Genomic DNA, 24,623 nt, shown 5'->3' on the forward strand with positions numbered 1-24,623 from the left:
AGCTACGTCGCAGCCTACACAGAGCTGATTGGTGCACCATTGCTGGCAATTGGTTTTTTAGCCCGTCCTGCGGCTTTTGGGTTGTTTGGCACGATGTGTGTCGCGATGTATCATCACATTCTAGTTGCGGGTCTGAGTATTCCTTACCTTGAGCTGTCTGCGGTCTATGCAGCTTGTTTCCTGTTTTTCACAGTCAATGGACCTGGTTTATTTTCAACGGACGCTTTGATTCTGCACTGGCTGGACTCTAACGCTCTATCGGCAAAAGCTAAGCAAGTCATGCGTCTGGAGCGAGCTTTCAATTCAGTCGGTGCTGAGGCTGAAACTTTGAGAAAGCAGTAATAGGGTTAAGCTAGAAGTCTCTGATGGACGCTTTTAGACCATAGGAAGGCGGTTTTGCGCGACTTTGGAATGACAGAAAAGTTTAGGATGGACACTTAATCATGCGAATTGTGGCCATCCTCCAACCCGCTCTCACCACCCCTTAAGGTCGTCTGCATTAGGCTAAAAAACACTTCCGCCTCCGCCACCAAAATTGCGTCCCCTGACTCCAACCATCGCCGCATCTTATCCACACGAGCCGGAGAAGGATGAGTAACCTGCCCCCCCTTCTGCTCATACTGCTGCCAAAGCTCCAATTGAGCCGCACGTTGATACGCCTGCACCTGTTCCACTTCAGCCAATTTCTGCTTCACAAACTCAACCCCCGTCCCCTTCGCTTGAGTATTACTACTTATTGCCTGAACATTCACGTCTCTCGCACCGCTCAAATGCTTACCAGATGGCGTATTACTGGACTTGAGCGCTAATAAGCTTGGACACTTTGGCGCGTCCTCTTCGCGCTCAATGTTCAAACCTGGGGGGTGCGGGGGGGTATCGTTCGACTGAGTGGACTTCGAGTGAGCCTCAGCCGAACTCCTCACGCCGAAGTCCACAGGCATCAAGTATTCGGGATGCCATAAATCCTTATGTCTATAGAGCGTCGCCCCACCGATGCCACCTTCCGTTAAAGCTCTAAACCTCGCCGTCGCCCCAATCGATAGAGCATTCGACTCCAGCATGAGCGCGATCGCCCGGCTAATCCGCCCCCGTGCATCCTCTAACTGCTGCTCGTGCCAGCTTGGAGTCTCTGCTGGCTTAGAAGACCGATTCGGTTTAGCCCTCCGCCCCTTGTAAGGGAAATAGCGAGTCGTGGTTTCAACCGACTGTGCCCACTCTTCGACACGATGCCGGATCTCATGCTGATGCTGGCAATGGTCCCGATAGCCGGGCAGTGCTGTTGCAATCTCCACCATCTTCTCCACCAGCGCCTTACCCTCCAGGCAATGGCCATAGAGAATCTTGGCAAAGATATACGTTCTTAAAGCAATCCGTCCCAGAATGCGATTGGTTTGCCCCGTCCCACTCCAGCCCGGTTCAATCTCCGCATTCAGGTCATTCAAGAACTTGTCCACCTTGCCCGATAGACTAAAGCGCCGCCGCTTTGCCGCCTTCAGCACCTGTTTCAACGCTCTAGACGTGACCGGGTTGCGCCGTAGACAAAACTGCCACTGGTGAACAAACTCCGCTGGAGTGCTAAAGATTGTTTCCCAATCGTGATTGAGTAGATAAGAACCCAACTGAAGCGGCAGTCGATGCGCCGCATACAGCGTCGGCTTGCCATCGACAAATCCGCGATCATTGGGGAACAGTTCCAGCTGTCCCGGAGAGAACACAAAGCCCGCGTTCTCCAATAGCGCTTGCACCGCCCCCGCGAGTTCATACGACTTCTGCACCCGTTCAAACGGAAAGTAGAGATGCAGACCCCCACTGTAGGAACTGGTCACGGCGATGTAGCTTACCAGTCCCAGCACTTCAAGAGCCGCGACCAAACGCGCAATCGCAAACGGGTCACGCCGAGGATGGTAAAGACTGCCGCTGTCAATATCGAACAGCAAGTAATTGGTTTTCGGTCCAAAGCGCACCCCGTAGAGAGAGCTACCTTGAAGAACGAGACGATCTGAGAGCGGGTGACGGCTCTCGGTCTGCCACTCTGGCTTGGTGGTGGGCTGAGGATGCTCTGCCCAGATGTAGTCGTGGCGATGGGAAAACAGCGCAAGGAAGGCATCTTCCCCTTCCGCTACTGACTGAAATTGAGGACTTGGATGGGAACGTTTGGGTTGGAGTTTAGCTCCAAACCCCTTGAATGAGGGGATGAGAGGCAGAGTCATGGTCTGCCCTCCCAATAGTCACAAAATCTTCGATGCATGATGAACTCCCTATGTTGGAACAACAAGAGATAGGAAGCTATGCAAGAAGTTGAACAATTCGTCAAAGATGTTGCACCTTTTGACAAATTGCTACTAAAATTGGCATAGCAAAGCTGGATGACCTAACATTTGCTTTCGTCGGCGCAGTTAGAGTCTCCGAATCCTATCCAGAACTAAATCAAGTCTTTCACCCCTTCTGTTTGCCGCAGTGGGGGTTCTGACTTTTAAAGGGTTTTCTATGTCACGGGCTGACCTCCTGGGGTTTTCAAACGGGAAAACTGGTTGGCTCCGCTGCGGCTTTGGCTGTAGAGAGCATGTCTGATCTAACCGCAGATCTGGGAAAATGTCGCACTTTTCGAGAAACTTTTTGGCAAAACAGTGTTTTGGATGGCTTTACCCCTGCCTCTTCTACAACTGCTGGTGAATCGCCTCTAAAAACTCAGTCACCGCATCAGGCTGATTGGGGTATCGCATCATCAAGCGTTCCATCCAGGTCAATCAGTTTTAGCCCTGAAACATCTTCCAGAGAAGAATCGATTTCTTCAAGCTGCTCACAACTGACGTTGTGAATCACTATGGCTCGTTTCGGTTGGGGTGTTTGTAGGACTTGGGTGGTCATCAGCGATCGCTATCCTTACTTGCCCTTGCTATCAGGTTTTTTTGGTTGAATCTCCCCCCGCTCTTTAGCTGCCAATATTCCTACTTCAACCAGAAAAGCAGCTAAATTAGCCGCTGGTCTGCCTTGCTGATCTGACCAGTGTTCTAAGTCTTCATAGACCGAATCGGGCACGGTGATTGTAAAGCGCTTGCTCACTGGGGTCATACCAATTCTCCTACAAAACGATCCTACACGCTTCATCTGAGAAGACGCTAAAAACATCTTAATAGAATCTTTTCAGATTGCAATTAGATGCTAACATGCTTTTTAGAACTCGATAAGATTCTTGTGAGAATCGTATAAGAACATGAAAACGACTGAAACCACTTTGTTAAGGGAGTATAGCCGCGACGAACTCATTCTTATGCTTTCAACGGCTATAGCAGTCGAGGGGAAGGTTAGGACAATTGTCTGAAGGCATTATCGACCGCATCCCAAAGGTTCTGAAACTGATTCAACGTCTTGCGAAGGTAATGCTTGAGACGCGCCCAAAACTTTTCGATCTTGTTCAAGTCTGGAGAATAAGGCGGCAAAAATAGGAGTGTACAGCCGGCTTGCTCAATCAACTCGCGAATCAACGTTGATTTGTGAAAGCTGGCATTATCCATCACGACGACTTGCCCTGGCTTTAGTTGCCCCACCAGACACTGCTGCACCCAGGTCTCCACCAACGTGGTATCGCAGTAGCCTGTGAAGGTCAGCGGGGCCACCACTTGACGATTACACCAAGCAGCGATCATGCTAATGCGTTGGGTGCGGTGCCCTAACTTCAACGCTTCAAACTGCTCAGATTGAGCACACCAGCCATAGGCATAGTCTTCGGTGTCATCCACCCCTGCTTCGTCTACGTAAACGAGCTGCTCTGCTGAGTACGCTTGCAATTGAGCGAGGAAGGCTTGCCGCTGCGCTGCATCCCGCTCTTGATACCCATAACTCTTTTTTTGCGGGTGAAACCAATCCGCCTCAGCGCTTTGCTGATGGCATAGTCACTAATCGGTTCATGCCACTGTGCTGCCATCCCCTTCTGTGTCAAATGTCCATGCTCAGTTGCAAAAGCTCGAAACTGCTCTAAGTCAGCGATCTTGCCTTGAGGTCCCCGTTGGTAATCGCAAATGGCACTGAGTGACCCGCTTTCCTCCCGTCGTTTGAGCCATAAGTCGATGGTGTTACGGCTGAGGTTAAACAGGCGACTGATGTGACTTTTACGGTATCCACTGTCAATGGCATCGAGCACTTTTTGACGCAGGTCATCGCTGTAGGGACTAGGCATGGCCGGAGGGGAGAGTGAGTAAAGATGTCTCTATAATTATGTCTCAACTAAACCCTCGACTGCTATAGCCCTCTTGAATCACTTTCAGAAAAGCAAATTTAGTCAAAAATGCTGAAGCTTCTATACGGCTTGAGTCTTAGCATATGTAGCTTATTTCCGATATTTCAAAACATTTGACAATGAAGCGTATATACCAGACAGCAGTCGGTGAAAGACGTTCAGCGTTTTGCCTGGATTTTACTTTAACTAGAGTGACATATGAGGGATAGGAGAAAATTCAGCCGTCCCCCGCTGTCAGTTCCTACTTTTTATCGCTGGGTTGATCAGCTATCGATCAGTCCAAAACACCGATACAGCGAATTGGACGCGAGACGATTAATGCTTCTTTGCTGCCATTATTCGCAAGGTGGAAAAGCATCCAACCTACCTAATATCTAGCCAACCCTATTTAGGAAAATCGACCGATGAAACGCAATCAGATCAGGCAAATGCTTTCTAAGTCCGTAACTGACGCTCAGTTAAGACGGGCGATCTCTGCTCTAGAACTGCCTACTAACGACGATGCCAACTACACCGATGAACAAGCAAAAGTCATCATCAATCAGTTCAAATCTGGTGAAGTTGGCAAAAGCGATCGCCACGCCCAAACAGCCAACGCCGCCCATCAATCCACCGTGCAGGACAAAGCAACCTTAGCCGTTCGCACTCAGCAGCAGTTAGCAGGGATTCAATCATCCATCGATAAGATTGCCAGCGACAGAACCAACGCTATAGAGCAGGTGAGTGATACCCTTGCCTACCTTTACTCGCCTGCCACATTTCAAAGTGAAGTAATGGCTCTCACGGCTGAAAAGTTAGGGCTAAAGGATGCGGAATCAAAACAAGAACCAACAATCCGAACCCTAGATTCCCTCAGTGATTGCTTTTCACGATTTGCTGATTCGGTAGAGTACCCCGCGATCGCCGCCTCGTCTGCTCTCGGTTGCTTGCCGATGTAGTTTCGTACAAACCCCATGAAGCGACCCAAGATCAAACCACCGAAACCAGCGCCGCCGTCATCCCATGACCAGCTCCCTTTATTTGATCGCGTGACCACTTTGATTATCGAAACCGACGCAGACCCTGACTACGAAAGAGCCAAACAAATCTTTGCTGAGTTACTGGAGGAAAACTATGGATCTTGATTTCGCAGTAGCTCTAATGATTGCCGGGTGCATCGCGATCGCCCATCCCATCCAACCAGAACCATCGCCTAAATTCTGTAACTGTGCCGAATACGTCCATCGCAAAAATCCCCAAGTACCCGATCTGAGCGAGTACACCGGGGAATTTACAGACCACCTGATCGCCGCTGGCTACCAGCAAGTTTCCCAGCCGAAAGCTGGGGCGGTCGCTCGAATCCCACCCGGTACGTCAGGGATGACAGGCAATACCGGGCATGTTGCCATCATTCAATCAGTTGATTTTGATGGAGTGCCCCTCATCAACTCTGCCAACTCAGGCGGCAATCAATTCGATGCTGGATGCTCCAACGTCGCTATGGAGCGCGATGAACGCTATCTCAACCAAGCCGTTACCTACTGGGCAAAAAACTAAGAGAGAGCGATCTCGAAACTTTGGACGGCAACGCGATCGCCCCCTACAAAAAAGCAAACCCACACAAGGATTCACCCTATGAAACTACCATTTCGCTACCGTCGTCGCCATCAAGCTCCCCACAACCTTGCAAATGAAACGAAGCAAGTTGGAAGTTAGCAGACAACCATTGATCAGTTTTATTAAAGATGGAAAACCCATACTACAGATGGGTTGGACTTTTTTTGGACTGATCAATTCCAGAATCTTATACTACAAGCGTAATCTTGCGGGCTTTAAGGACTCCAAAGCCCTATCTCATCGTTGACTCATTGCTCGTTTCGCAACTATTCAAGCTCTATAGGGCTAGTAGTAAAACTGATGAGTCGCCTGACTGATTAGCAATTTTGGTGAGAATCGGTTTCATGCTGTTGGAGATCGTTCAATTAACTCTTTTACCCAGAGAGCAGGAGCATGAACACGAGAGCACCTGGCACGAGCATGAACATCAGCACAACGAAGATCACCAGCACGAACATCATCCCGGTATTCTAGTGATGGACTTTCACACGCATCCGCATCAACACAGAGCCATGCGTCACGCCCATCGCTACTCTGACTCCCACCATTTTCATGGACATTGTTAGTAGAGAGGAAATATACCGTGTTAGTGGTTGATCAGACTTATCGTTACCGAGAATTTGGTATAGGTTACGGACCGTGGGAAACGCTCTGCCGAGTTCGTATCTTTCAACCACACCCAGAGTCAACCGTTGTGATCGTTTCAGATAGCAGCCTTTTAACAGGCACCTCGGTTGCAAATTTTTCTCAGTCTCTCGCCACTCTAATCGTCAATCACTTCAGCTTAAATCCTTCTCTGGTTCTTTGGATTGAGCAGCCGTCAGACTAGACTTAAGCCGGAACCTTCACTGGCAAGCCTCAGTCAAAGTTCACCACATCACAGGGGATACTTTCGATACAGTCAGCCTGCGATCGAGTAATCTAATCGAGCGGTCTTCTCAGCGAAACCCCATAAAACATTAGATGACTTTATTGGTCAAGGACTCAAGTCGCCGCTTAACTGATCAATTTCCCAGTAAAGCAGGTTCTATGCTTAAACCATTCATCTGATCCACAGAGTTTACAAATACCGAACTATGTCCTCGATCGCCTTTGAAATTGTTCTGATTCTGCTGCTGACCATTGCCAACGGGATCTTCTCAGGCTCGGAGATTGCCGTGGTTTCTGCCCGCAAAGTCCGGTTGGAGCAGTTAGCCAACCGAGGCAATAAAAAAGCGCGGTTAGCACTCAAGTTAGCGAATTCCCCTAACGATTTTCTGTCTGCCGTTCAAATTGGGATTACACTGATCGGTATTCTCAGCGGCGCTTTGGGTGGTGCAACCCTATCCACGCGGTTAGGAGACTTCTTCAAGTCCATCACTTGGTTGGCTGCTTATAGCGAAACCCTGAGCCTCCTGGTTGTGGTGTCCATCATTACCTATCTGTCTCTGGTAATCGGTGAACTGTTGCCGAAACGGATTGCCTTAAACAATCCAGAACAAATCGCCTGCAATATTGCCGGACCGATGCGTTTGCTAGCAATCATCACGGCTCCGGTGGTCAAACTGCTCAGTGTTTCAACCGATAGTTTGCTAAAGCTGCTGGGGATTCAGGCATCTAACGAACCTGCCATTACAGAGGAAGAAATCAAGGTGCTGATTGAGCAAGGCACTCAGGCAGGTACGTTTGAGGAATCTGAGCAGGAAATGGTGTCGCGGGTCTTTCGGCTTGGAGATCGCTCTATTAAGTCACTCATGACTCCCCGCACTGCGATCGCGTGGTTAGATATTGCGGCTCCCTGGGAAGAGAATCAGCGCGAGATTCAGGAACAGCCTCACTCCCACTACCCAGTGGCGCGAGACAGCCTGGATGACTGTCTGGGCATTGTCCGCATGAAAGATATTTTGTCTACTTACATGGTGGGAGAACCCGCTGACTTACAGCGTCTGCTACAGCCGCCGCTTTATATTCCTGAAGGGTCGCGGGCGCTCAACGTCCTGGAGACCTTTCAAGAGACGGGAACACACGCTGCCCTCGTGATCGATGAATATGGTGGCATTGAAGGCATGGTGACCATCGATGATCTGATTGAGGCGATCGTGGGCGAGTTGCCGTCTGCCGAAGAGATTAATGAACCCCAAATTGTGCAGCGGGAAGACGGTTCCTGGTTCCTAGATGGCTTGTTATCGAGCGATGCGCTGAAGGATCTTTTAGAGCGGGAAACCTTACCCAACGAAGCAGAGGGGCACTACCACACCCTGGGCGGCTTTATCATTGCCATGCTGGGACGCATTCCAACATCAGGCAATCACTTTGATGCGGTGGGCTTCCGGTTTGAAGTCGTAGACATGGACGGGACGCGGGTCGATAAGGTTTTGATCACGCCGCTTGCTTCAGAGGCGGCAGCAGCCGTAAACCAGCTAGACTCAGACACTTGAAGCCGCAGCCGGCTCCTGATGATCGGTCTGGTCTTTTGTTTTTAGTGATCGCACCTTGGTGAGGTAGAGTAATTTCGATCGCGAGTCCCCTGAGGCACCAGCGTCATCACCGACATCAGCGTCAACTCCATCAGTTCAACATACGCTTCAAGATCAACCTGATTTGCCAGCAACATATCCCGGTACTGCTGCTTAATCTGGCTTAACTTTTGCATTGCAGTAGCTGGATCGGTTTGGAGCGTTGCCTGCCATTCGTCTAGCAGCAACAGGGTATCCATCACAAACTGCTTGCGCTGTTTTTCCAACAGGTTGCGGCATTGCTCGGCAAACGTTTGCGTTTTTTGTTGGAGTTGCTCATAAATATCGCTGGTAACGGCACCATCAATAAACCGCAGGCGATGCTCCTGGCGCAATTCTTCAATACCCCGCAAGGCTTGTTCAGGATCATCTGTCAGCAGCATTTGCAGTTCATTGATCCGGCTAGTCGTGGTGGTCACTAGCTTCTTCGATCGCGCCTTGCGCCACCGTTGAAACAGAAACCCAACAAGGCTGCTGGTGCCCACAATGAACACCCCCGCCTGGAGATCACTATTGTTTTCCCAGTAGCGAATGAGTGCTGCACGCGGATCGCCCTGCTCGAAGACCGCTTGTGACGCTGGGTGAATGTAGAACAACCCCTTTCGCAGCAAGGTTGCTTCCTCGCCATTTTGCAGGTCTGGATAGAACGGGGAGTAGGTGCGGGCGGTGTCAACAATCGCCCAGGTGACTAGCCCTACCGTTTGCTGGCTCACATCGGGACGCGTGACCAACACCGTTGCCGTCGAGAGGGTTGTCACATCGCGATCAGGGATCGGCGGACGGGCGGTATAGCTACCAAGGGGCAAGGTTGCAGGCTGGTAAGAACCAGGCGCTTGCGCCATCAGATGATTGATCAACTCAGGCTGGAGCGGCAGAATGGTGACATTGGGAGTCATCGCTAACTGCTGCCGCAGCCGTTGGCTAGCTCCAACACTGCCCACATAAATCAGCGCCTCTACCTGCCGCCGCTGCAATTTCTGGAAGGCTGCGTCAAACCCGGAGTCATCGGCTTGCAGCTTCAGCCCATTTGCCTGGATGAGTTGGTTGGCAGTGAAGCGAATACCGCTACCAGGGGCACCGATCGCCACCCGCTGACCCTGAAGATCGGCAAACGTTCGTAACCTAGAATCTCGGTGGGCGATCACATGCACACTTTCGTTAGACAAGAGGGCGACCGCCTGAATCTTGCCCTGCTCCATTGGTTTCTGAGCAATGTCTAATTGCACTAAAGCAAAGTCTACCTGGCGATCAACCAAACGCTGGAGGTTTTGTGCTGACCCTTTTGATTCAAGGTTTTGCACCGTTAAGTCAACAGTGGTAGTGGCAGATTGACGCACCTGTTCGCCCAACCGAGCGTAAAACCCGCCAGCAACGCCACTGGAAAGCGTGACCCTGTTTGGCTGTGTGCTACAGCTACTCAGCAGGAAAACCCCACAGCCACCGATGAGACTGGTGGCAACGAAGACAAGTGTTTTAGGACGATCGGCCAGCAGAGAAAATTGCCTCCGGACATTAGTTGATGAACGTTTTTCAAAGGACGCAGTAGCTTGCTGGAACATCAAATCCCCTGTCAGCCGCCATAATTAAGTGATTTCAAGACCAACACCCAGACCATCCATTACGCTTTGAGACCTCTCGTAAAGTCGCTCCTTCGTGCAAATAGTGGATGATTCGCTAGCTTTCCCTGGGCTATAATCCTGCTGGCCTAATCATCTCAGGTAAACGCTGGGTCATGATCCGGCTTTTGGCGATTGGGCATGAATGTATGAGTGTGGCAGCGCATAAGGTATAAGTTAACAGTCTTAAACAAGTGTGTGAGGAAACATTGTCGCACCAGCCTTTTAATTCCGGTCAAAAGAAAATATCTTCAGGCTCTGAGCGGTTACAGAAGTCTCACCAGGGCAGGCGATGGCTGTTGCTTGGGTTAGCCGGAGTGGCTTTGCTCTCCGCAACGGCTGGAGGCTGGTTAGCAATGGCGTTTTCCGCCGCCCCTCTGATGCAAGCAACGTTAGATGCAAAAGGAGCAACCCTTTTCGCCAAGGGAGGCGCTATTTCAGACAACCGAAAATTTGCCCTGCCGCAACTCACTCGTTCGGTAAATATTTTGGTTCTAGGAGTCAAAGTCCTCTCAACGGATGTTAAAAACCCTCCAGCTTATACAAAGAAACTAGGCTATCAGGCAACCATCAACTCTTTTGACGGACTGACCGATACGATGTTGTTGCTGCGGTTTGACCCGCAAACCCAAAAGCTGAATGTACTCTCAATCCCTCGTGATACCCGCACGCTCATTGAGGGCTTTGGTGTCACCAAAATTAACGAAGCGAATGTCGAAGGCGGACCTGCTTTAGCGGCTAAAGCGGTAAGTGATTTATTGGATGGGGTCGGCATCGATCGCTATGTTCGCATCAATGTTCAAGGAGTCCAGGCGTTGATAGACGCTCTGGGTGGCGTGACCGTCTATGTCCCCAAAGACATCAAATACCAGGATGACAGCCAGCACCTCTACATCAATTTGAAGGCTGGCAAGCAGCATCTCAACGGCGATCAGGCATTGCAACTCTTGCGCTTTCGCTACGACGAATACGGCGATATCGGACGTATTCAACGCCAACAGATGGTGATGCGGGCACTGAAAGAACAAACGCTCAATCTGAGCACGATCGCCCGCTTACCCCAAATTCTGTCAACCATCCAAGCCTATGTTGATACTAATTTAAGCGTTGAAGAAATTCTGGCTTTAACTGGGTTTGCCCAGCAAACAGATCGTGCCAGTGTGCAGATGCTCATGGTGCCTGGAAGCTTCAGTAGTCCTAGCCAGTACCAAGCAAGCTACTGGTTGCCTGATCCAACTCGCATTCAAACTATGGTTGCTCAGTATTTTGCTACTGGCATTGGTAACGTTCAAGGAAATGCACCTACAACCCTGAGCATTGCCATCCAAGATAGCACCGGGCAACGTCATGCAGTGCAAAAGTTAGTGGCTGCTTTGGAAAAAACTGGCTATGCAAACATCACTGTCGATGTTCCCTGGAGTGAACCACTGGAGACATCACAAATTGTGGCGCAGTCAGGCGATGCTCAAAGCGCAGAGAGGCTGAAAAACAGCCTTGGTGTTGGGGAAGTGCGCGTGGAAAGTACGGGAAGCTTGGCATCAGACATTACCATTAAGCTTGGCAAAGATTGGCTTCAGCAGAGAAGAGGAGACTGAAGCTCACCTCCTGCGCCGATTCACCCACATGGCAACAGCCAAAGCTCCAAAAATTCCTAAAAACCGGATAAGCGCCTGACCATAGTCGGGCTTCAGTGGTTTCTCGTTAGCGTTGCTCTGAGGCGGCTCTGATGCTGTGCTACTAGGTGTTGAAGTCGCTGCAACAGCAGGGGCATCAGTGAATCTGTATGGAACCTTAACCGTCAGAGCAGGCACTAGCCCACTCAAACTCATAATAATTGTCAGATTTGTGCAGGCTCGACGGGTTAAACTCACAAATTCAAAGACGCATTTCCCGTCAATTATTACCGATTTTGACTCGCAGCTACCGCCTGCAAGCGGATGGAGTTTGTCACAAAAAGGTCATCTGATACCAATTTAACCAGTGTTTAAGGCAGATAGGGCATCCAGGATAAATGGATAGCCTGTGACAGAAGCAACTATGTCCGGCGTTAGCTCAGCCAGCAGTTGATCAACTTTGATTGGCAGTTGCTCTAAAGTTTTGAACGCAGCCCACTTGAGATCTGCCTTGAGATATTCCCACAACCTCTCAATAGGATTTAACTCTGGGCAGTAAGGCGGTTGAAACACCAAGATGACGTTCTCTGGCACAATCAACGCTTTACCTTTGTGAAACCGTCCGTTATCCACTTGCAGGATGTTAAGACTCTGTGGGTAAGCCTTGGAGAACTCGTCCAAGAACCACTGATAGCACTCGGTATCGACATGGGACAATTGCCAGAAAAAGGACTCTCCGGTGGCAGGTTCCACCGCGCCATACAGCCAAAATGCTTTGAACATCCATTGCCATGAGCCAATGGGTTTCACCCCAAACGCTGTAATCAATCGTCCAATCAGGGTATGCAGCCCAAAGTGACTCTCATCTTGTGCAAAGTAGGGTTCCTTGACGCAAAGGTACGTAAAGCGACATGCCCCTGCGAGGAAAGGCGCTAAGATCCACCGTTTACATGGGTTTCCCTTCCCCTTTTTAAGCTTGCGCTTTCAGGCTGTTTTTTGGGGGTGGGATGCCGACCGAATCCCGGAGCTTTTCATCGGAGAAGTCGTACTCGCCGAGCAGATTGATATGCTCCCATGAGATGACGGAGTGGTTGGCGACGGCAGCCCGGATCTCCGCTTTGCGCTCGTCGGTGGCGGCTTGGCTGAGGCGATGCTCAAGGACACGGTAAACTACCCGTTTGTCGGGGATGTCATCGACACCTCAGAGTCGGGAGAACTGCTTTCTATCGCTATTTTCCGCCGGAGCGGATTCGGGAACTGCGAAAGCAGGACTGAATGTTGGCCTTACGCCATGTCGCTTTACGTACCTTTGCGTAAAAGAACCCAATAATCACGCTGACAGCTTTTTGCAGGGAGCGCAGTCGTATCCGTAAACACATCAGCAGCGACGGCCAATACAGTTCTTCACAGGATGTAGATTCAGTGAAGCTCTCGTGTAGATTCAGTGAAGTTATCGTGAAATTTCCGTAAAGTTCCCGTGAAGGAGTAAGTGAGAACACGCGTTACCCAGAAGAAATCGGTACCGTAGCTATTAGTATTCCTTGAATAAAGGAACATAACTATTACCTGAGAGGATCTCTTACAATGACTCGATTTCTTCCCTCGCTTGCGACGGTGGCGGCTGGACTAACGCTAGGTGCGAGTGTGCTGTCAGCAGAAGCAGCTCAAGCCCTTAGTTTTTATGACTTCAATATTCAGTGGGCGGACACCACCACCACCATGGGTTGGATTCAGGTGGATGATACGCCGGATAGTCAATTCTCACTGCCTGACGACGGTTTTCAGGAGCAAACATGGACTTTAAGCAGCTTGCTGGATGCCAGCTTCACGCATGAGGGCACACCCTATGGAAAATCTGACATCACTAACATGTCTTTGGTGCGGGCTGCTTTTCAAACCGACGTTTTCCAACAGAGGTTCGGCTCTCTCTACAACAGCATAGGCTTATCTTTTGCCAACCAGTTTTTCGGTGCTATTGACTACGGTGCTGATGGCAGCCCAGCCATTGAAACCGACTACGCTGACAAATTCAGTGTAGTCGCGTCTACAGATAATACAATTTCAGTCAGCCTCACAGAGCGTCCATCGGAAGCGGTGCCTGAACCCACGACCATGGCAGGACTGGCACTCGCCGGGGCTGGAATGGCAGCAGTCCGCCGTAGGCAACAGCGCAAGAGTGCCGCCTGAGCAACGAGACACGATCGTGTTTTATAAGTCCGCCCTGACACGAGCGATGTAAAAACACCCACTCGCTGCCCTTAGTAAACAACTAGGGGTATTTTTATAGCTTTTTGCGACCTTAAAAGGTTTCGGCAACAGTGACGATCTTCTTGCCCGCGATTCAGAGCTTACAAAAGATTGAATGGGGAATCCCTACCCCGCCCCGACAATGGCAGTTGCAAGCACTCAAGCCCTTGAATACAGGAGCCACCTATGACGCTGGAAATACCCTGGAAAATATCTCTGGATGCGAATTGAGCGAAGCCAGAGCCTTCATGGATCGTTTGCCGGAAAACTCAGATGCTCCCGGTTTGATGGAACTCTCCCTCTATGATCACCAGGCGGCTCATCTGCTCCGCAAACTCCGCAAACTCCGCAAACTATTACCTATTCAGTTAATTCCGTTCTAAAACCACGGCATCAACGACCAATTTTTTTCGTTTCGGATCTACATCTGAAACGATCCAGCAAAGACAAGCCTGCCACTGTGCTAGGATACCCCTAATTTCTGCTTGTACCGCTAAGCTGTTATCCAGTAAATCAACTTCAATTGAACTGAACCACTATGCACTGAAAGTGCATAGGTTCCTAAAGGGCTAAAAGCCCAAGTTAATCTACTCAAGTAAGAAGTTATCGCGCTCCTGATTCGATGGACTCCGATGATGCTCTAAATACTCTTCCACTAACTGCTCACTCAGATTCCCGGTACTCCATGCCCCATACCCAATTGCCCAGAAATGCTTACCCCAATACCGCTTCTGCAACTCTGGGTACTCCTGCTGCAACAATCGTGAACTTCGCCCTTTCATCCGCTTCACCAAGTCACTCACCGATTTTGATGGCGGATACTCAAGATGCAGATGCACATGATCTTTACTCACCGCTCCTTTGAGGATTGTCACATCTTCTGCGTCACACACTTGGATAATCAGTTCCCGGCATCGCTTTTGGATCTCGCCTTTGAGCACTGCATAACGGTACTTCGTCACCCAGACGATATGGACTGTCAACCGCGTGACCGTGTGACTTCCCCGTCGCTGTTCTGCCATGATGGTTTCTGTCAAAGCTACCATCTTTGCAATTCCACCTGAACCTCCGGGAACTGTGTAGCAGCTAAAGCCTCCCACTAAAGTGGGTAGTTTTGACTAGCGTGCTGGAACAATAAACCGCCCAACCATAACCATTCTCCTTTAACTTGCCTCCTGAGCTACCTGGGGCACCGGATTCTCAATAGGTTGGCTCTCTCTCGGATTGACTCCCACCAACCACTGGCCTTGGGCTGTAGTACAGGCTACGTAACCAGTCTTTGGATCTACGGCAAAAATGGTTAGCTCCTGCTTACCATAGTCCTGTTGGATCATCTGATTTGAGCCAATGTAATACATCTTATCGCCCAGTTTAAATCTCATGGCTGGCTTAGAACTAGAAGATCCCATCTTCTTAACTCTATCTTAAACAAATTCTATTGGGTCAATTGAAAGTAAAAAATCCAGTTGAGTATCGTAATCTTACCAACAAGGTATTTTCACTCTAAAGGTAGATTGACTTTACTTACTTTGAAAGTGACTGTCAGATTAAAAGCAGCTTTTCTCTAAAAACTTATAAATTCTTTAATTTTTAACTGTTTATTGCGGTACAAAAAGCATGATGTGAATAGATTCATTTGGGTTTGATCTAGGCAATCGCCTAAAAAGTTAACACCCAAAAACGGAGGGACGTAACATTAAGCATTACCCCTCCCGCAAAAGGCCCATTCAACTCCCTATCCTGCGTGCCGATTCACACTTATCGTTTGATCATGGACCAGCGGGCGCATCCTTGCAGAAAGTTACGGTTTCGATGTATCAGGAAACTTAGAGCTGACCATGTAACCTGATTTTGATTTCTTGATGAGTTTTCTTGTGCTGATAAAGACCTCATAGCGTCAAAAAGCTCGGCACAAAGAAAACGGTCGTTTTTCTAGCTGTTGCCTTTATGGGAGATGAAAGTATTGCAGGAGAAGGATTTCAGTCAAAACCGTAACTTTCTGTTCAAACGCGCCCGCTGGTCCTCACCGGACGCAGACACCCTCTGCAACTTAGCCGACCATATTGGTAGGTTCCGGTGCAGCGCGGTTGTGTACGCCCAGCATGGGCGAGAACTTATGGGGTGAAAGTCCCCTGTCGGAGAACCAACGTCCAAATGATCGAAAAGATCCGAGTGACGACAACGACTAGCTTAAGGCCAGGGCGTTTCCGTGAGGAAGGGTCTGAAGGAAGCTGGAGGCAAACCTGCGAGCTGACGGACAGAAACGTCATAGAAGGCTGAGATTCCTGTGGCGAGTGAGCACAACATCACAAAGCCTTTTGGTTCAGGGAACACAGTAAATGACGCGGTTGTGCAGGGACAGTTCACGCTCTTATCTGGGGAGATCTGCTCAAGAGGCGGTCTGTGAACCTATGGGAGCCTGACTGAGGGCGATTTGGAAACGAATCGACAACCCACAGAACCCTACGGGAATACAGGCAGCGTGAATGGTGGCAACACCAGTCATGATTGAGCAGAAGTCAGCAGATGCCATAGTAGCCAAACGCTTATCGTAATGGATGAGACACGGTGAAGGGCTGAACTTCAGAGAGCAGGGAGGAGTCGCAAAGCTCGACGTGGCGATGAACCCGGATGGGGGAGCTAATTTGTCGGCGCTTAATTGTGTAGCCAGCCTTGGACATCAATTCTTTGGAATTGAATCGTCTCAACCTTTCCGAGGAAGCGCCCCGTGCGGAGCCGCATGCGGGGTGCTGTGGGGACGGGGAGGGAAAACCTCCCTGTTACCCGATTATGCTGTCGAACTTGTTGATTTAGCGCCGTTCGGCTTTGCCGTCTCGGAGAGAATCGCCCCTCAAATCATCAGCACCCCGTCCTCAACAGTTCTCTTAAGCAACCTGAGCCATTGCCTGTCGCACTGGAATTTGTACTGCAAACTCTGTTCCCTGCCCTGAAGTAGAATGACACTCGATCGTGCCACCGTGTTTCTCAGTGACGATTTGATGACTGATCGACAGCCCCAAGCCCGTGCCTTTGCCAGCGGGTTTGGTGGTGAAGAACGGATCGAACAGTTTAGAGCGAATGGGTTCTGGGATACCGACTCCATTATCGGCAATGCCAATCGTGATCCAGTTCGCACGACTGATGGAGGTGCGGATGGTAATGGTCGGTTGTTGGTGATCGCTGATGCCTGATTCTTCCAAGGCATCGATCGCATTACTCAAAATATTCATGACTACCTGGTTGAGTTGGCTGGGGCAGCATTCAACTTCTGGTAATTGCCCGTAGTCTTTGATCACTTGAATGGCGGGAAAGTTGGGTCTGGCTTTGAGGCGGTGTTGCAAGATCATCAGGGTGCTATCGATGCCATCGTGAATGTTGGCAGGTTTGAGGTCGGCTTCATCCAGGCGGGAGAAGTTACGGAGTGAGAGGACCAATTGGCGAATGCGATCGCTACCCACTTTCATCGAATCGAGCATCTTGACCAGATCGTCTTGCAAAAATGCTAAATCGAGTGCTTCTGCCCGGGTCTGGATTTCTGCGACCGGATTGGGATAGTGCTGCTGGTACAGTTGCACAAAGTCCAACAGATCCTGCGTGTATTCTTTGACATGCATCAGGTTGCCGTGGATGAAGTTCACCGGATTGTTGATTTCGTGGGCGATTCCGGCAACCAACTGGCCAAGGGCAGACATTTTTTCACCCTGTACTAGATGCAGTTGGGACTGTTTCAGGTGCTCTAATGCCTGGTTCAGTTCATCGGTGCGCTGTTCCAGCACGCTGCTCGCATTTCGCAGTTGTAAATGAACTCGAATGCGTGCCAACACCTCTTCGTGCTGAATCGGTTTGGTAATGTAATCCACTGCGCCCAAATTCAACCCTTTGACCTTATCCACAGAATCCGAAAGGGCGGTCATAAACATGACAGGAATGTTGCAGGTTATGGGGTTAGCTTTGATGTGCTGGCAGGTTTCAAATCCGTCAATTCCTGGCATCATCACGTCGAGCAAAATTAGATCGGGCAGATAGGATTGTAGACGTTGCAAGGCGGTTTCACCATTTTTGGCGATCGCCACCCGATAGCCCTGTTCGCTCAACAAATCGAACAAGACTTGCAGGTTGGTCGGGGTATCGTCTACGACTAAGACCGTGTTCTCTTGAGAAACTAAATCGACTGACATCAGGAAGCTCCTAAATGGATTAAAGGGACGGAATAGTCAATCGTGATGCAAAGGGCTAACGTTAACGGGTTAAACCCTTGGCTTGATCAGATGGAGAATGGCTTCGTCATCAAACTGTTGACTCAGTTCTAGAACTCGGTTGGCAAAGGCAGCATATTCGGGCGCTAATTGCTTCAGGCGGTTGGCTTCCTGCTGGATATCGGTCATAAAACCACCCTGAGCAGCGGCATAGAGGGCTGCCAGTTCAGCGGCAGGGGGCACCAGCAGATCAACTTGCTCGGCATGGCTGGCAGCGGGTTGAGTTACCTCCTCGGTTTCGTAGATCCACTGCAACTCCAGGTGGCGCTGCAATTCAGCGAGCAACCCGGTAAACTCGATCGGTTTTGGGAAAAAGCTGTTGCACCCTGCATCCAGACTTTCCTGCACATCCACCTGAGACAAAGTGGCAGGGGAGGCGATGATCGGCGTGGTGGCAAAGTCGGGGAGTTGCCGCAGGCGACGGGTCATCTCTAAGCCATCCATGACTGCCATTGCCACATCTGTAATAATCAAGTCGGGGCGCATCTGCAGCGCCAGATCCAACCCCGTTTGTCCGTCTCCAGCTTCTGCCAGCTTAAAGCCCAGCGGTTCTAGCATATTCACTGCCACCAGACGGTTTTCTTCGCGATCGTCAATCACGAGAATTTTGCGGCGTTCGCCCTGATAACCAATGACTTTGTGGTTGGCGATCGCGTTCTGTATCGTCCAATCGGATGCTGGCAGCAAGTCTACCTCAAACCAGAAACTGCTACCCTGACCCAACACACTCTGAACCTGAATTTCGCTGCCCATCTTCTGGATGATTTGTTGACTGATTGCCAGTCCCAGTCCCGTCCCTTCGCTATTGCGATCGCGCTTGCTGGCTTGCTCAAACGGCAAGAAAATCGTGCCCAATTTTTCCGTTGCAATCCCAATGCCCGTGTCTTTAATCTGGAAGCGAACCCGGCAGCTTGAGACCTCCGAGGTTTCTAAAACCCCGGAGGTCTGCACAGGTTCTACTCGAAATGTAACAGTGCCAAAGTCGGTAAATTTGACCGCATTGCTGAGCAGGTTGAGCAACACTTGTCGTAGGCGTTTGTCGTCCGCGTGAAAGGCTGTGGGTAGGTTGCTGGCGGGCTGATAGTGAAACTCCACGCCTTTTTGGTCTGCTTTGACGCGGCAAATATCGACCGTGGAGGACAGGAAGTTAGCGAAGTGGAAATCCTGGGGATAAAGATCCATTTTTTGGACTTCCAATTTAGACAGATCCAGAATGTCGTTGATCAGCGTCAGCAGGTGAGAACCGCACTGGTGAATCACGCCCAAGCCCTTCATCTGTTTGGCGGTGGTGGCAGGGTCGCGCTGGAGAATTTGGGCATAGCCTAGGATGCCGTTGAGCGGGGTGCGGAGTTCGTGGTTCATGTTGGCGAGAAACTCGCTCTTGGTGCGGTTGGCGGCTTCGGCGGCTTCTTTTGCCTGTTGCAGTTCCGCCGTGCGTTGTTCTACCCGGTCTTCAAGTTCTGCCTTACTGTTTTCCACGGTGGCGAAGGAGTCGCGCAATTGCCCTGCCATCTGGTTAAAGGCCTGGGACACCTGCTCAATTTCGTCCTGGGTGCGGATAGTCAGGCGGTAGGAAAGGTTGCCTGTGCCAATCGCAGTGGCTCCCTCCTGAAGCTGTTTGAGGGATTGAATCACCGGGCGCAGAATTAGCCAAAATTCACCAACCACGATCAACACCAGAAAGATTACGGTGGTGTAAGAGAGGGCGTTGGCGATCGCGCTCACCCGTGCCAACTCCTGCTCTGCTTGCGCTGCCTGTTGGCGAGACTGTTGTATCAGCCTGTTGAGAAAAAAGTCCATATCCCGCCCAAAGCTGTTGATGGCGCGGAAGTCTTGCTGGTTGTCTGCTAGGGCGGTGGGCGATGCCTGGTTCGCTGATGCTTGCAACTGGTCTACCATCGCCTCAAAAATCTCATGCCGCTGACCGATATAGTCAAGTTCTGGAGAGGGCATCAAGGTTTTTAACTCGGCGAGTAGCTGCACCAATGCTGTACGCTCCGCCCGCTCTTCTGTTTGGCGATTTTGGAGCAACACCTGATCCTTCGTGTGATCAATTTCCCTTCGGATCTGGTTTTCTGCCTGGATTGCCAGCTCAATCCGGTGCTTTGCCTGAGTGTATTGATCGAGGGCGGTTTGCCCAGTCTGATTGCGCCACAGGGTACTGCCACCAGAGATGAGCGCGATCGCCCCCACTAAAATTGCCGAAACGCCGATAAATTTCGTTGAGATCTTCATTTCGAGGTGTCCGCCGTCAGGCGCAGTTGAATTCGCAATTGTTGGATCGGCTCATAGTCTGAAGCTTCCACCAGGGTATAGCCCTGAGCCTGGGTGCCAACAATATCTTGTAAACCAGGAGGCACTGTCAGAAAAGCTTCTTTGAGTTTCTCAATCAGTGCCGGTGGCAGGTTGCTAGCGACCAGGAAGGGGGAATGGGGCACCGGGGCAGACTCCCACAACACCCTGGAGTTTCCAGGGGTAAGCTGACCCAGGCTTTGCCGCTTGTTATACGAGGGAATGTTAGTGGCAATGGCATCGACTTTGCCGTCCTCCAGCAGGGCTTCGGTTTGGGCATGGGTGCCACCAAAAATCACCGCTGCAAAATCACGATCTGGGTCAATGCCCAGTTGCTTTAGCGCCGCCAAGGGCATGAGATAGCCCGATGTGGAGGAAGGGCTAACAAAGGCAACGCGCTTGCCCCTCAGGTCTGCTAAGGTCTGGATGGGGCTGCTTGCCGCCACAATGATGCAGGCACGATACCAGGGACGGTTGGTGAATTGGTCGATCGGTGCAGCCAGGGGTTCGACCTTTGCCCCTCGCTCTAAGGCTTCAAAATAGGAGACGGCTCCGGTATAAGCGGCATTTGCTCGCCCATCCACCAGCATATCGACGTTGTCTTTGTAGCTAGCGGCAATCAGGAACTCGACTCGCTGCCCCAACACTTTTTCCAGGTGGGCATCCAGTGGCGCAATCATCTGCTCTTGCTCGGCTTTGTTTTGGGTGGGCAGCACACTAATGCGCAGGACAGGCTGCTCGGATGGCGGGGTGGAAACCTGGGCAGTTGGGTTCGGTGGCGGGGTGCATCCGGGAATGAGGACAAGTGCCATCCCGATCAGGGCTAATCCCAGTTCGTGGAGGTTGGAGGAGGGCGGTGGCGTTAGCCTGTGCGTCAGAACGTGTCGTCCCAATAATGCCGCCAATGAGTTGCGTACGACTTTCTCAGGGGCAGAGCGTATTGTTGACTTTGTTGCGCTCATAAATCTCTTTGCCAGAGTCTCAAGGGGCCATGAACAGAGAGTGTTCCCAGATTGACGACTCGAAGCACAATATCTACTGCAATTCAGCGATCGCTTTCAAACAACGCCCCCACCGATAACTCAAGGCGGCATAACTATTATAGCGGTTTTCTGTCGGATGAGGTACGGGCAGAATAATAGAGAGCAAGGGTTTGAGCCTTTAGTTTGTACCTCACAGGAGCCGGAAACGCTATAATAGGCTGAAACCTTCCGCCTAAGATCCCACAGTGGGTGGATAGGCAGAATGATTCGGCATAAAGCCCCAAATTTAGCGCCTAGGTAGAACCTTTCCGCATAGTACGCGGCTGAAGGTGGATAGGCAGAATCTTTCCGCATCTTTTCAGCTTTGGCACGGTTACGGGTAGATGTACGATCGCTTTCACAAATCGCCATCTGGCAACATCAGCACTAATCAGGTAGGGTTCACCTTAAAGCGAAATATCGCGATCGCTGAATCCCAGTTTTCTTCTATAATTATGAGAATGATTTTCATTCTTATACTGGAGGCATAGTGTATGGTTGTTGCCGACATTCCAAGTTCCGTCCCTGTAACCCTACTCACAGGCTACTTAGGCGCAGGCAAAACTACTCTGCTGAATCGCATTCTGACTCACGAACACGGCAAAAAGGTTGCGGTGATCGTCAATGAGTTTGGAGACGTGGGCATTGATCACCAGTTGGTGATCGACGCGGATGAAGAAATCTTTGAGATGAATAATGGCTGCATCTGCTGCACCGTGAGAGGCGACCTGATTCGGATCATTGGCAACTTAATGAAGCGACGAGACAAGTTTGACCATCTGGTGATTGAAACCACCGGGCTGGCTGATCCGGCTCCCGTGATCCAGACCTTCTTTATGGATGAGGATGTGCAGGCGCAAACCAAGCTTGATTCAGTGGTGACGGTGGTGGATGCCAAACACATCTGGCAGCATTGGGAGGCGGAAGAAGCACAGGAACAGATTGCCTTCGCTGACGTAGTGCTGCTCAACAAAACTGATTTGGTAACACCAGAAGTCTTAGACGAACTGGAGCGGCGGATTCGGGGCATGAACGCCCTTGCCAAAATCTACCGCACCCGCAACGCTGAACTGGAAATGGATGCTCTACTGGGCATCGGTGCCTTTGACCTGGAGCGGGCATTAGAAATCGACCCGGAGTTTTTGAGTGAAACGGCACACGAGCATGATGAAACGGTCGGTTCGGTGGCGATCGTCGAAGCGGGTGAGTTAGACGGCAACAAGCTCAACGCATGGCTTGGTGAACTGTTGCGAAATCAAGGACAGGACATCTTTCGGATGAAAGGCATCCTGACGATCTCAGGCGAAGAGCAGCGCTTTGTGTTCCAGGGCGTGCATATGCTCTTTGATGGCAGAGCAGACCGTCCCTGGAAAGCGGGAGAGCGTAAAAATGAACTGGTGTTTATCGGTCGCAACCTGGACGAAGTCCAATTGAGAGAGGATTTTCGGGCATGTCTGGTTTAAGAGCAAGCGGTCTGAAGACAAAAAAGCAGGGTGAATTCGAGCCGCACTGGCAAGGAACCCTAGCTGACTATGTGACAGCTATCGCCTGGTCACTCGATGGCAAAATGGCAGCGAGTTCGGCTGCGGGTGAAGTAGTGCTTTATCAAGCGGGAGCCTTTCAAGAAACGTCTCTACAGCAAGGTGACGGACGATCGGTGGACTGTCTTGCCTGGTCTCAAGACGGACGATGGCTTGCGGCTGGAGGGCAAAGCGGGCAGGTGAAGCTTTGGCGAATGCAATCAGAACGACCGGAACTGATCGCTATCGTGGGCAATCCGTCTGCCTGGGTTGATCACATGGCATGGAGTCCGACCCAGGATTTATTGGCATTTAGCCTGGGAAAGTATGTGCAGGTCTGGGATGCTGCCTTAGGCGACGTTGCCACGACCCTGGCTTTTGATACCTCTTCTGCCCTGGATCTGACCTGGCATCCAGATGGGAAACGACTGTCTGTTGGCGGTTATCAAGGTGTGAAGATCTGGACGGCGGACGACTGGGATGATGATCCGTATCTGTTGATGATTCCTTCTGCAAGTGTAGCGATCGCCTGGTCGCCCGATGGTAGATACATAGCCTCTGGCAACCTTGATCGGACGATCACCGTGCTGGAGTGGGAGAACCCTCATCCCTGGGTCATGCGCGGCTTTCCTGGTAAGGTACGTCAACTCGCCTGGTCAGATGTGCCGACTAAAGTGGGTGCCTCGTTGCTGGCTTCTGCCAGTGCTGAAGGGCTGGTCGTTTGGGAAAAGCAGGCAGATGAGGCATTAGGTTGGGAAGGTCGTGTGTTAGCAGGACACGAAGGTATTGTCCAGTCCATGCACTTTCAGCCAGACACGCTCTTACTTGCCTCAGCAGCGGCAGATGGTTGGGTCTGCCTGTGGCACAAAGCCCAGCGCCTAGCCCAAGTGCTGAATGGTGCATCCAACGGGTTTGCTTGTCTTGCATGGCACCCCAAAGGAAAGCAACTTGCCGCCGGTGGACAGAACGGGGAACTATTAGTTTGGTCAAAGCTAGGACGTGGACAGGGATTTGGACAACGTTAGCGCCAGCCTTGGCTGATACGCTACGCGGTTGTCTTATCCAAATGCTCAATGAGTGCCTGGTAAAAGTCGAGCACATGACGATCGTGCAGACGATAGAACACATGCCGTCCTTGTTTGCGAAAGCTAACCAAACGAATGGTGCGGAGTGTTCTCAACTGATGCGACACGGCTGACTCGTTCATGCTCAAAGCGATCGCTAAATCACCCACGCACATCTCCTGCTCCGCCAGCATGGAGAGCAAGCGCAACCGATTCGTATCAGCTAGAAAGCCAAGAAACCCTGACATGCGTTGTGCCTGCTCCACCGTTAGTGTTGCGGTTTGAGCAAGGCTGGCAGTGTCAGAGTGATGGGAGTGGGAAACCTCACAACAGAGATCTTCCCCCTCCTCAAACGGTTCAGTCGGGGCTTTTTCAGATGGGTTGTTTGGCATTGCTAAACCGCGTTGGACGGGATCTAAGCGTCGCAGGTACAGCCTGTGTGATCACAGCCCTGACCCACAGGATGACCATTAGCGCAGGCTTCACCGCAATAGGGCTTACCGTCTTTCGTCACAGCATCCGAGAGCGAAACGATACATAGACAAGATTCACAGGCACATTTCATTTGGGTCACGGTAGACATAGCTTAACTCCTTTCAGTTCTATGAATAGCCTGACATGTGAACAAGCATTCAGGTATGTACGGTTTAGAATCTTTACAGTTT

Annotated in this window: 24 protein-coding genes; 11 read left to right on the plus strand and 13 right to left on the minus strand. The window is 50.8% G+C overall.

Annotated features, from left to right (window positions below):
* The coding region (locus JOY44_RS30260) for a DoxX family protein (RefSeq protein ID WP_171577066.1) at window positions 1–342 on the plus strand (342 nt) is incomplete at its 5' end.
* A gap of 95 nt (window positions 343–437) precedes the next feature.
* Here the strand turns inward: JOY44_RS30260 and JOY44_RS30265 are convergent.
* From JOY44_RS30265 to JOY44_RS30280, 4 genes are all read right to left on the minus strand, one after another.
* Complete coding sequence (locus JOY44_RS30265) at window positions 438–2,210, minus strand: hypothetical protein (RefSeq protein ID WP_171577067.1); 1,773 nt, start codon at window positions 2,208–2,210, stop codon at window positions 438–440.
* A gap of 490 nt (window positions 2,211–2,700) precedes the next feature.
* On the minus strand, window positions 2,701–2,868 hold the full coding sequence (locus tag JOY44_RS30270) for a hypothetical protein (protein WP_171577068.1): 168 nt from the start codon (window positions 2,866–2,868) through the stop codon (window positions 2,701–2,703).
* A 15-nt stretch (window positions 2,869–2,883) separates the two neighbouring features.
* A complete protein-coding gene (locus tag JOY44_RS30275; RefSeq protein ID WP_171577069.1) occupies window positions 2,884–3,072 on the minus strand; it encodes a ribbon-helix-helix domain-containing protein in 189 nt (62 codons plus the stop codon).
* 233 nt (window positions 3,073–3,305) lie between these two features.
* Window positions 3,306–4,177, minus strand: a protein-coding gene (locus tag JOY44_RS30280) for an IS630 family transposase (RefSeq protein ID WP_242541959.1) whose coding sequence is annotated in 2 segments (ribosomal slippage) — window positions 3,306–3,854 and window positions 3,857–4,177 — 870 coding nt in all. Because the reading frame shifts where the segments join, the coding sequence is not laid out codon by codon here.
* 464 nt (window positions 4,178–4,641) lie between these two features.
* Here JOY44_RS30280 and JOY44_RS30285 point away from each other — a divergent pair.
* The 5 genes from JOY44_RS30285 to JOY44_RS30305 all read left to right on the plus strand — a co-directional run bounded on the left by JOY44_RS30285 (window position 4,642) and on the right by JOY44_RS30305 (window position 8,250).
* Window positions 4,642–5,175, plus strand: coding sequence for a hypothetical protein (locus JOY44_RS30285; protein ID WP_171577070.1), 534 nt, complete (start codon window positions 4,642–4,644; stop codon window positions 5,173–5,175).
* A gap of 15 nt (window positions 5,176–5,190) precedes the next feature.
* Window positions 5,191–5,361: a hypothetical protein gene (locus JOY44_RS30290; protein WP_171577071.1), complete on the plus strand. Its 171-nt coding sequence runs from the start codon at window positions 5,191–5,193 to the stop codon at window positions 5,359–5,361.
* A complete protein-coding gene (locus tag JOY44_RS30295; RefSeq protein WP_171577072.1) occupies window positions 5,351–5,773 on the plus strand; it encodes a CHAP domain-containing protein in 423 nt (140 codons plus the stop codon). The genes JOY44_RS30290 and JOY44_RS30295 overlap by 11 nt, the downstream gene beginning before the upstream one ends.
* A 643-nt stretch (window positions 5,774–6,416) precedes the next feature.
* Window positions 6,417–6,662 carry a hypothetical protein gene (locus JOY44_RS30300; protein WP_171577073.1) on the plus strand — a complete coding sequence of 82 codons (246 nt, stop codon included), beginning with the start codon at window positions 6,417–6,419 and terminating at the stop codon, window positions 6,660–6,662.
* A 247-nt stretch (window positions 6,663–6,909) separates the two neighbouring features.
* Complete coding sequence (locus JOY44_RS30305) at window positions 6,910–8,250, plus strand: hemolysin family protein (RefSeq protein WP_171577074.1); 1,341 nt, start codon at window positions 6,910–6,912, stop codon at window positions 8,248–8,250.
* Between the two features lie 41 nt (window positions 8,251–8,291).
* On the opposite strand, the gene JOY44_RS30310 is transcribed toward JOY44_RS30305, so the two are convergent.
* The gene (locus JOY44_RS30310; RefSeq protein ID WP_171577075.1) at window positions 8,292–9,887 is read right to left on the minus strand and encodes a TAXI family TRAP transporter solute-binding subunit; all 1,596 of its coding nucleotides are present in this window, start codon (window positions 9,885–9,887) and stop codon (window positions 8,292–8,294) included.
* A gap of 266 nt (window positions 9,888–10,153) precedes the next feature.
* Between JOY44_RS30310 and JOY44_RS30315 the strand changes: the two genes are divergently transcribed.
* The gene (locus JOY44_RS30315) at window positions 10,154–11,539 is read left to right on the plus strand and encodes an LCP family protein (protein WP_242541960.1); all 1,386 of its coding nucleotides are present in this window, start codon (window positions 10,154–10,156) and stop codon (window positions 11,537–11,539) included.
* Window positions 11,540–11,917: 378 nt separating this feature from the next.
* Here JOY44_RS30315 and JOY44_RS30325 read toward each other — a convergent pair whose 3' ends face one another.
* Window positions 11,918–12,496 carry an IS630 family transposase gene (locus tag JOY44_RS30325; protein WP_171577120.1) on the minus strand — a complete coding sequence of 193 codons (579 nt, stop codon included), beginning with the start codon at window positions 12,494–12,496 and terminating at the stop codon, window positions 11,918–11,920.
* 645 nt (window positions 12,497–13,141) lie between these two features.
* On the opposite strand from JOY44_RS30325, the gene JOY44_RS30330 reads away from it, so the two are divergent.
* Window positions 13,142–13,744: a PEP-CTERM sorting domain-containing protein gene (locus tag JOY44_RS30330; RefSeq protein ID WP_171577077.1), complete on the plus strand. Its 603-nt coding sequence runs from the start codon at window positions 13,142–13,144 to the stop codon at window positions 13,742–13,744.
* A 131-nt stretch (window positions 13,745–13,875) separates the two neighbouring features.
* Window positions 13,876–14,187 (plus strand): hypothetical protein, encoded by a 312-nt coding sequence (locus JOY44_RS30335; RefSeq protein WP_171577078.1) that lies wholly within the window; start codon window positions 13,876–13,878, stop codon window positions 14,185–14,187.
* 204 nt (window positions 14,188–14,391) lie between these two features.
* Here JOY44_RS30335 and tnpA read toward each other — a convergent pair whose 3' ends face one another.
* The 5 genes from tnpA to phnD all read right to left on the minus strand — a co-directional run bounded on the left by tnpA (window position 14,392) and on the right by phnD (window position 21,314).
* Window positions 14,392–14,826: an IS200/IS605 family transposase gene (tnpA, locus tag JOY44_RS30340; protein ID WP_171577121.1), complete on the minus strand. Its 435-nt coding sequence runs from the start codon at window positions 14,824–14,826 to the stop codon at window positions 14,392–14,394.
* 141 nt (window positions 14,827–14,967) lie between these two features.
* Window positions 14,968–15,186, minus strand: a complete 219-nt coding sequence (locus tag JOY44_RS30345; RefSeq protein ID WP_203032238.1) for a hypothetical protein — start codon at window positions 15,184–15,186, stop codon at window positions 14,968–14,970.
* A gap of 1,503 nt (window positions 15,187–16,689) precedes the next feature.
* Window positions 16,690–17,982 carry a sensor histidine kinase gene (locus JOY44_RS30350; protein ID WP_171577080.1) on the minus strand — a complete coding sequence of 431 codons (1,293 nt, stop codon included), beginning with the start codon at window positions 17,980–17,982 and terminating at the stop codon, window positions 16,690–16,692.
* 69 nt (window positions 17,983–18,051) lie between these two features.
* Window positions 18,052–20,295 (minus strand): ATP-binding protein, encoded by a 2,244-nt coding sequence (locus JOY44_RS30355; RefSeq protein WP_171577081.1) that lies wholly within the window; start codon window positions 20,293–20,295, stop codon window positions 18,052–18,054.
* Window positions 20,292–21,314, minus strand: a complete 1,023-nt coding sequence (phnD, locus tag JOY44_RS30360) for a phosphate/phosphite/phosphonate ABC transporter substrate-binding protein (protein ID WP_242541962.1) — start codon at window positions 21,312–21,314, stop codon at window positions 20,292–20,294. Before phnD ends, JOY44_RS30355 begins: the two co-directional genes overlap by 4 nt.
* A 554-nt stretch (window positions 21,315–21,868) precedes the next feature.
* Here phnD and JOY44_RS30365 point away from each other — a divergent pair.
* Both JOY44_RS30365 and JOY44_RS30370 read left to right on the plus strand, forming a co-directional pair.
* Complete coding sequence (locus JOY44_RS30365; RefSeq protein WP_171577083.1) at window positions 21,869–22,837, plus strand: CobW family GTP-binding protein; 969 nt, start codon at window positions 21,869–21,871, stop codon at window positions 22,835–22,837.
* Window positions 22,825–23,919: a WD40 repeat domain-containing protein gene (locus JOY44_RS30370; protein ID WP_171577084.1), complete on the plus strand. Its 1,095-nt coding sequence runs from the start codon at window positions 22,825–22,827 to the stop codon at window positions 23,917–23,919. Before JOY44_RS30365 ends, JOY44_RS30370 begins: the two co-directional genes overlap by 13 nt.
* A 20-nt stretch (window positions 23,920–23,939) precedes the next feature.
* On the opposite strand, the gene JOY44_RS30375 is transcribed toward JOY44_RS30370, so the two are convergent.
* On the minus strand, window positions 23,940–24,350 hold the full coding sequence (locus JOY44_RS30375) for an ArsR/SmtB family transcription factor (RefSeq protein ID WP_171577085.1): 411 nt from the start codon (window positions 24,348–24,350) through the stop codon (window positions 23,940–23,942).
* Between the two features lie 23 nt (window positions 24,351–24,373).
* Window positions 24,374–24,541: a metallothionein gene (locus tag JOY44_RS30380; protein ID WP_171577086.1), complete on the minus strand. Its 168-nt coding sequence runs from the start codon at window positions 24,539–24,541 to the stop codon at window positions 24,374–24,376.
* Window positions 24,542–24,623: the final 82 nt, after the last annotated feature.

The organism is Leptolyngbya sp. Cla-17 (assembly GCF_016807185.1).
GTDB lineage: Bacteria > Cyanobacteriota > Cyanobacteriia > Leptolyngbyales > Leptolyngbyaceae > ULC077BIN1.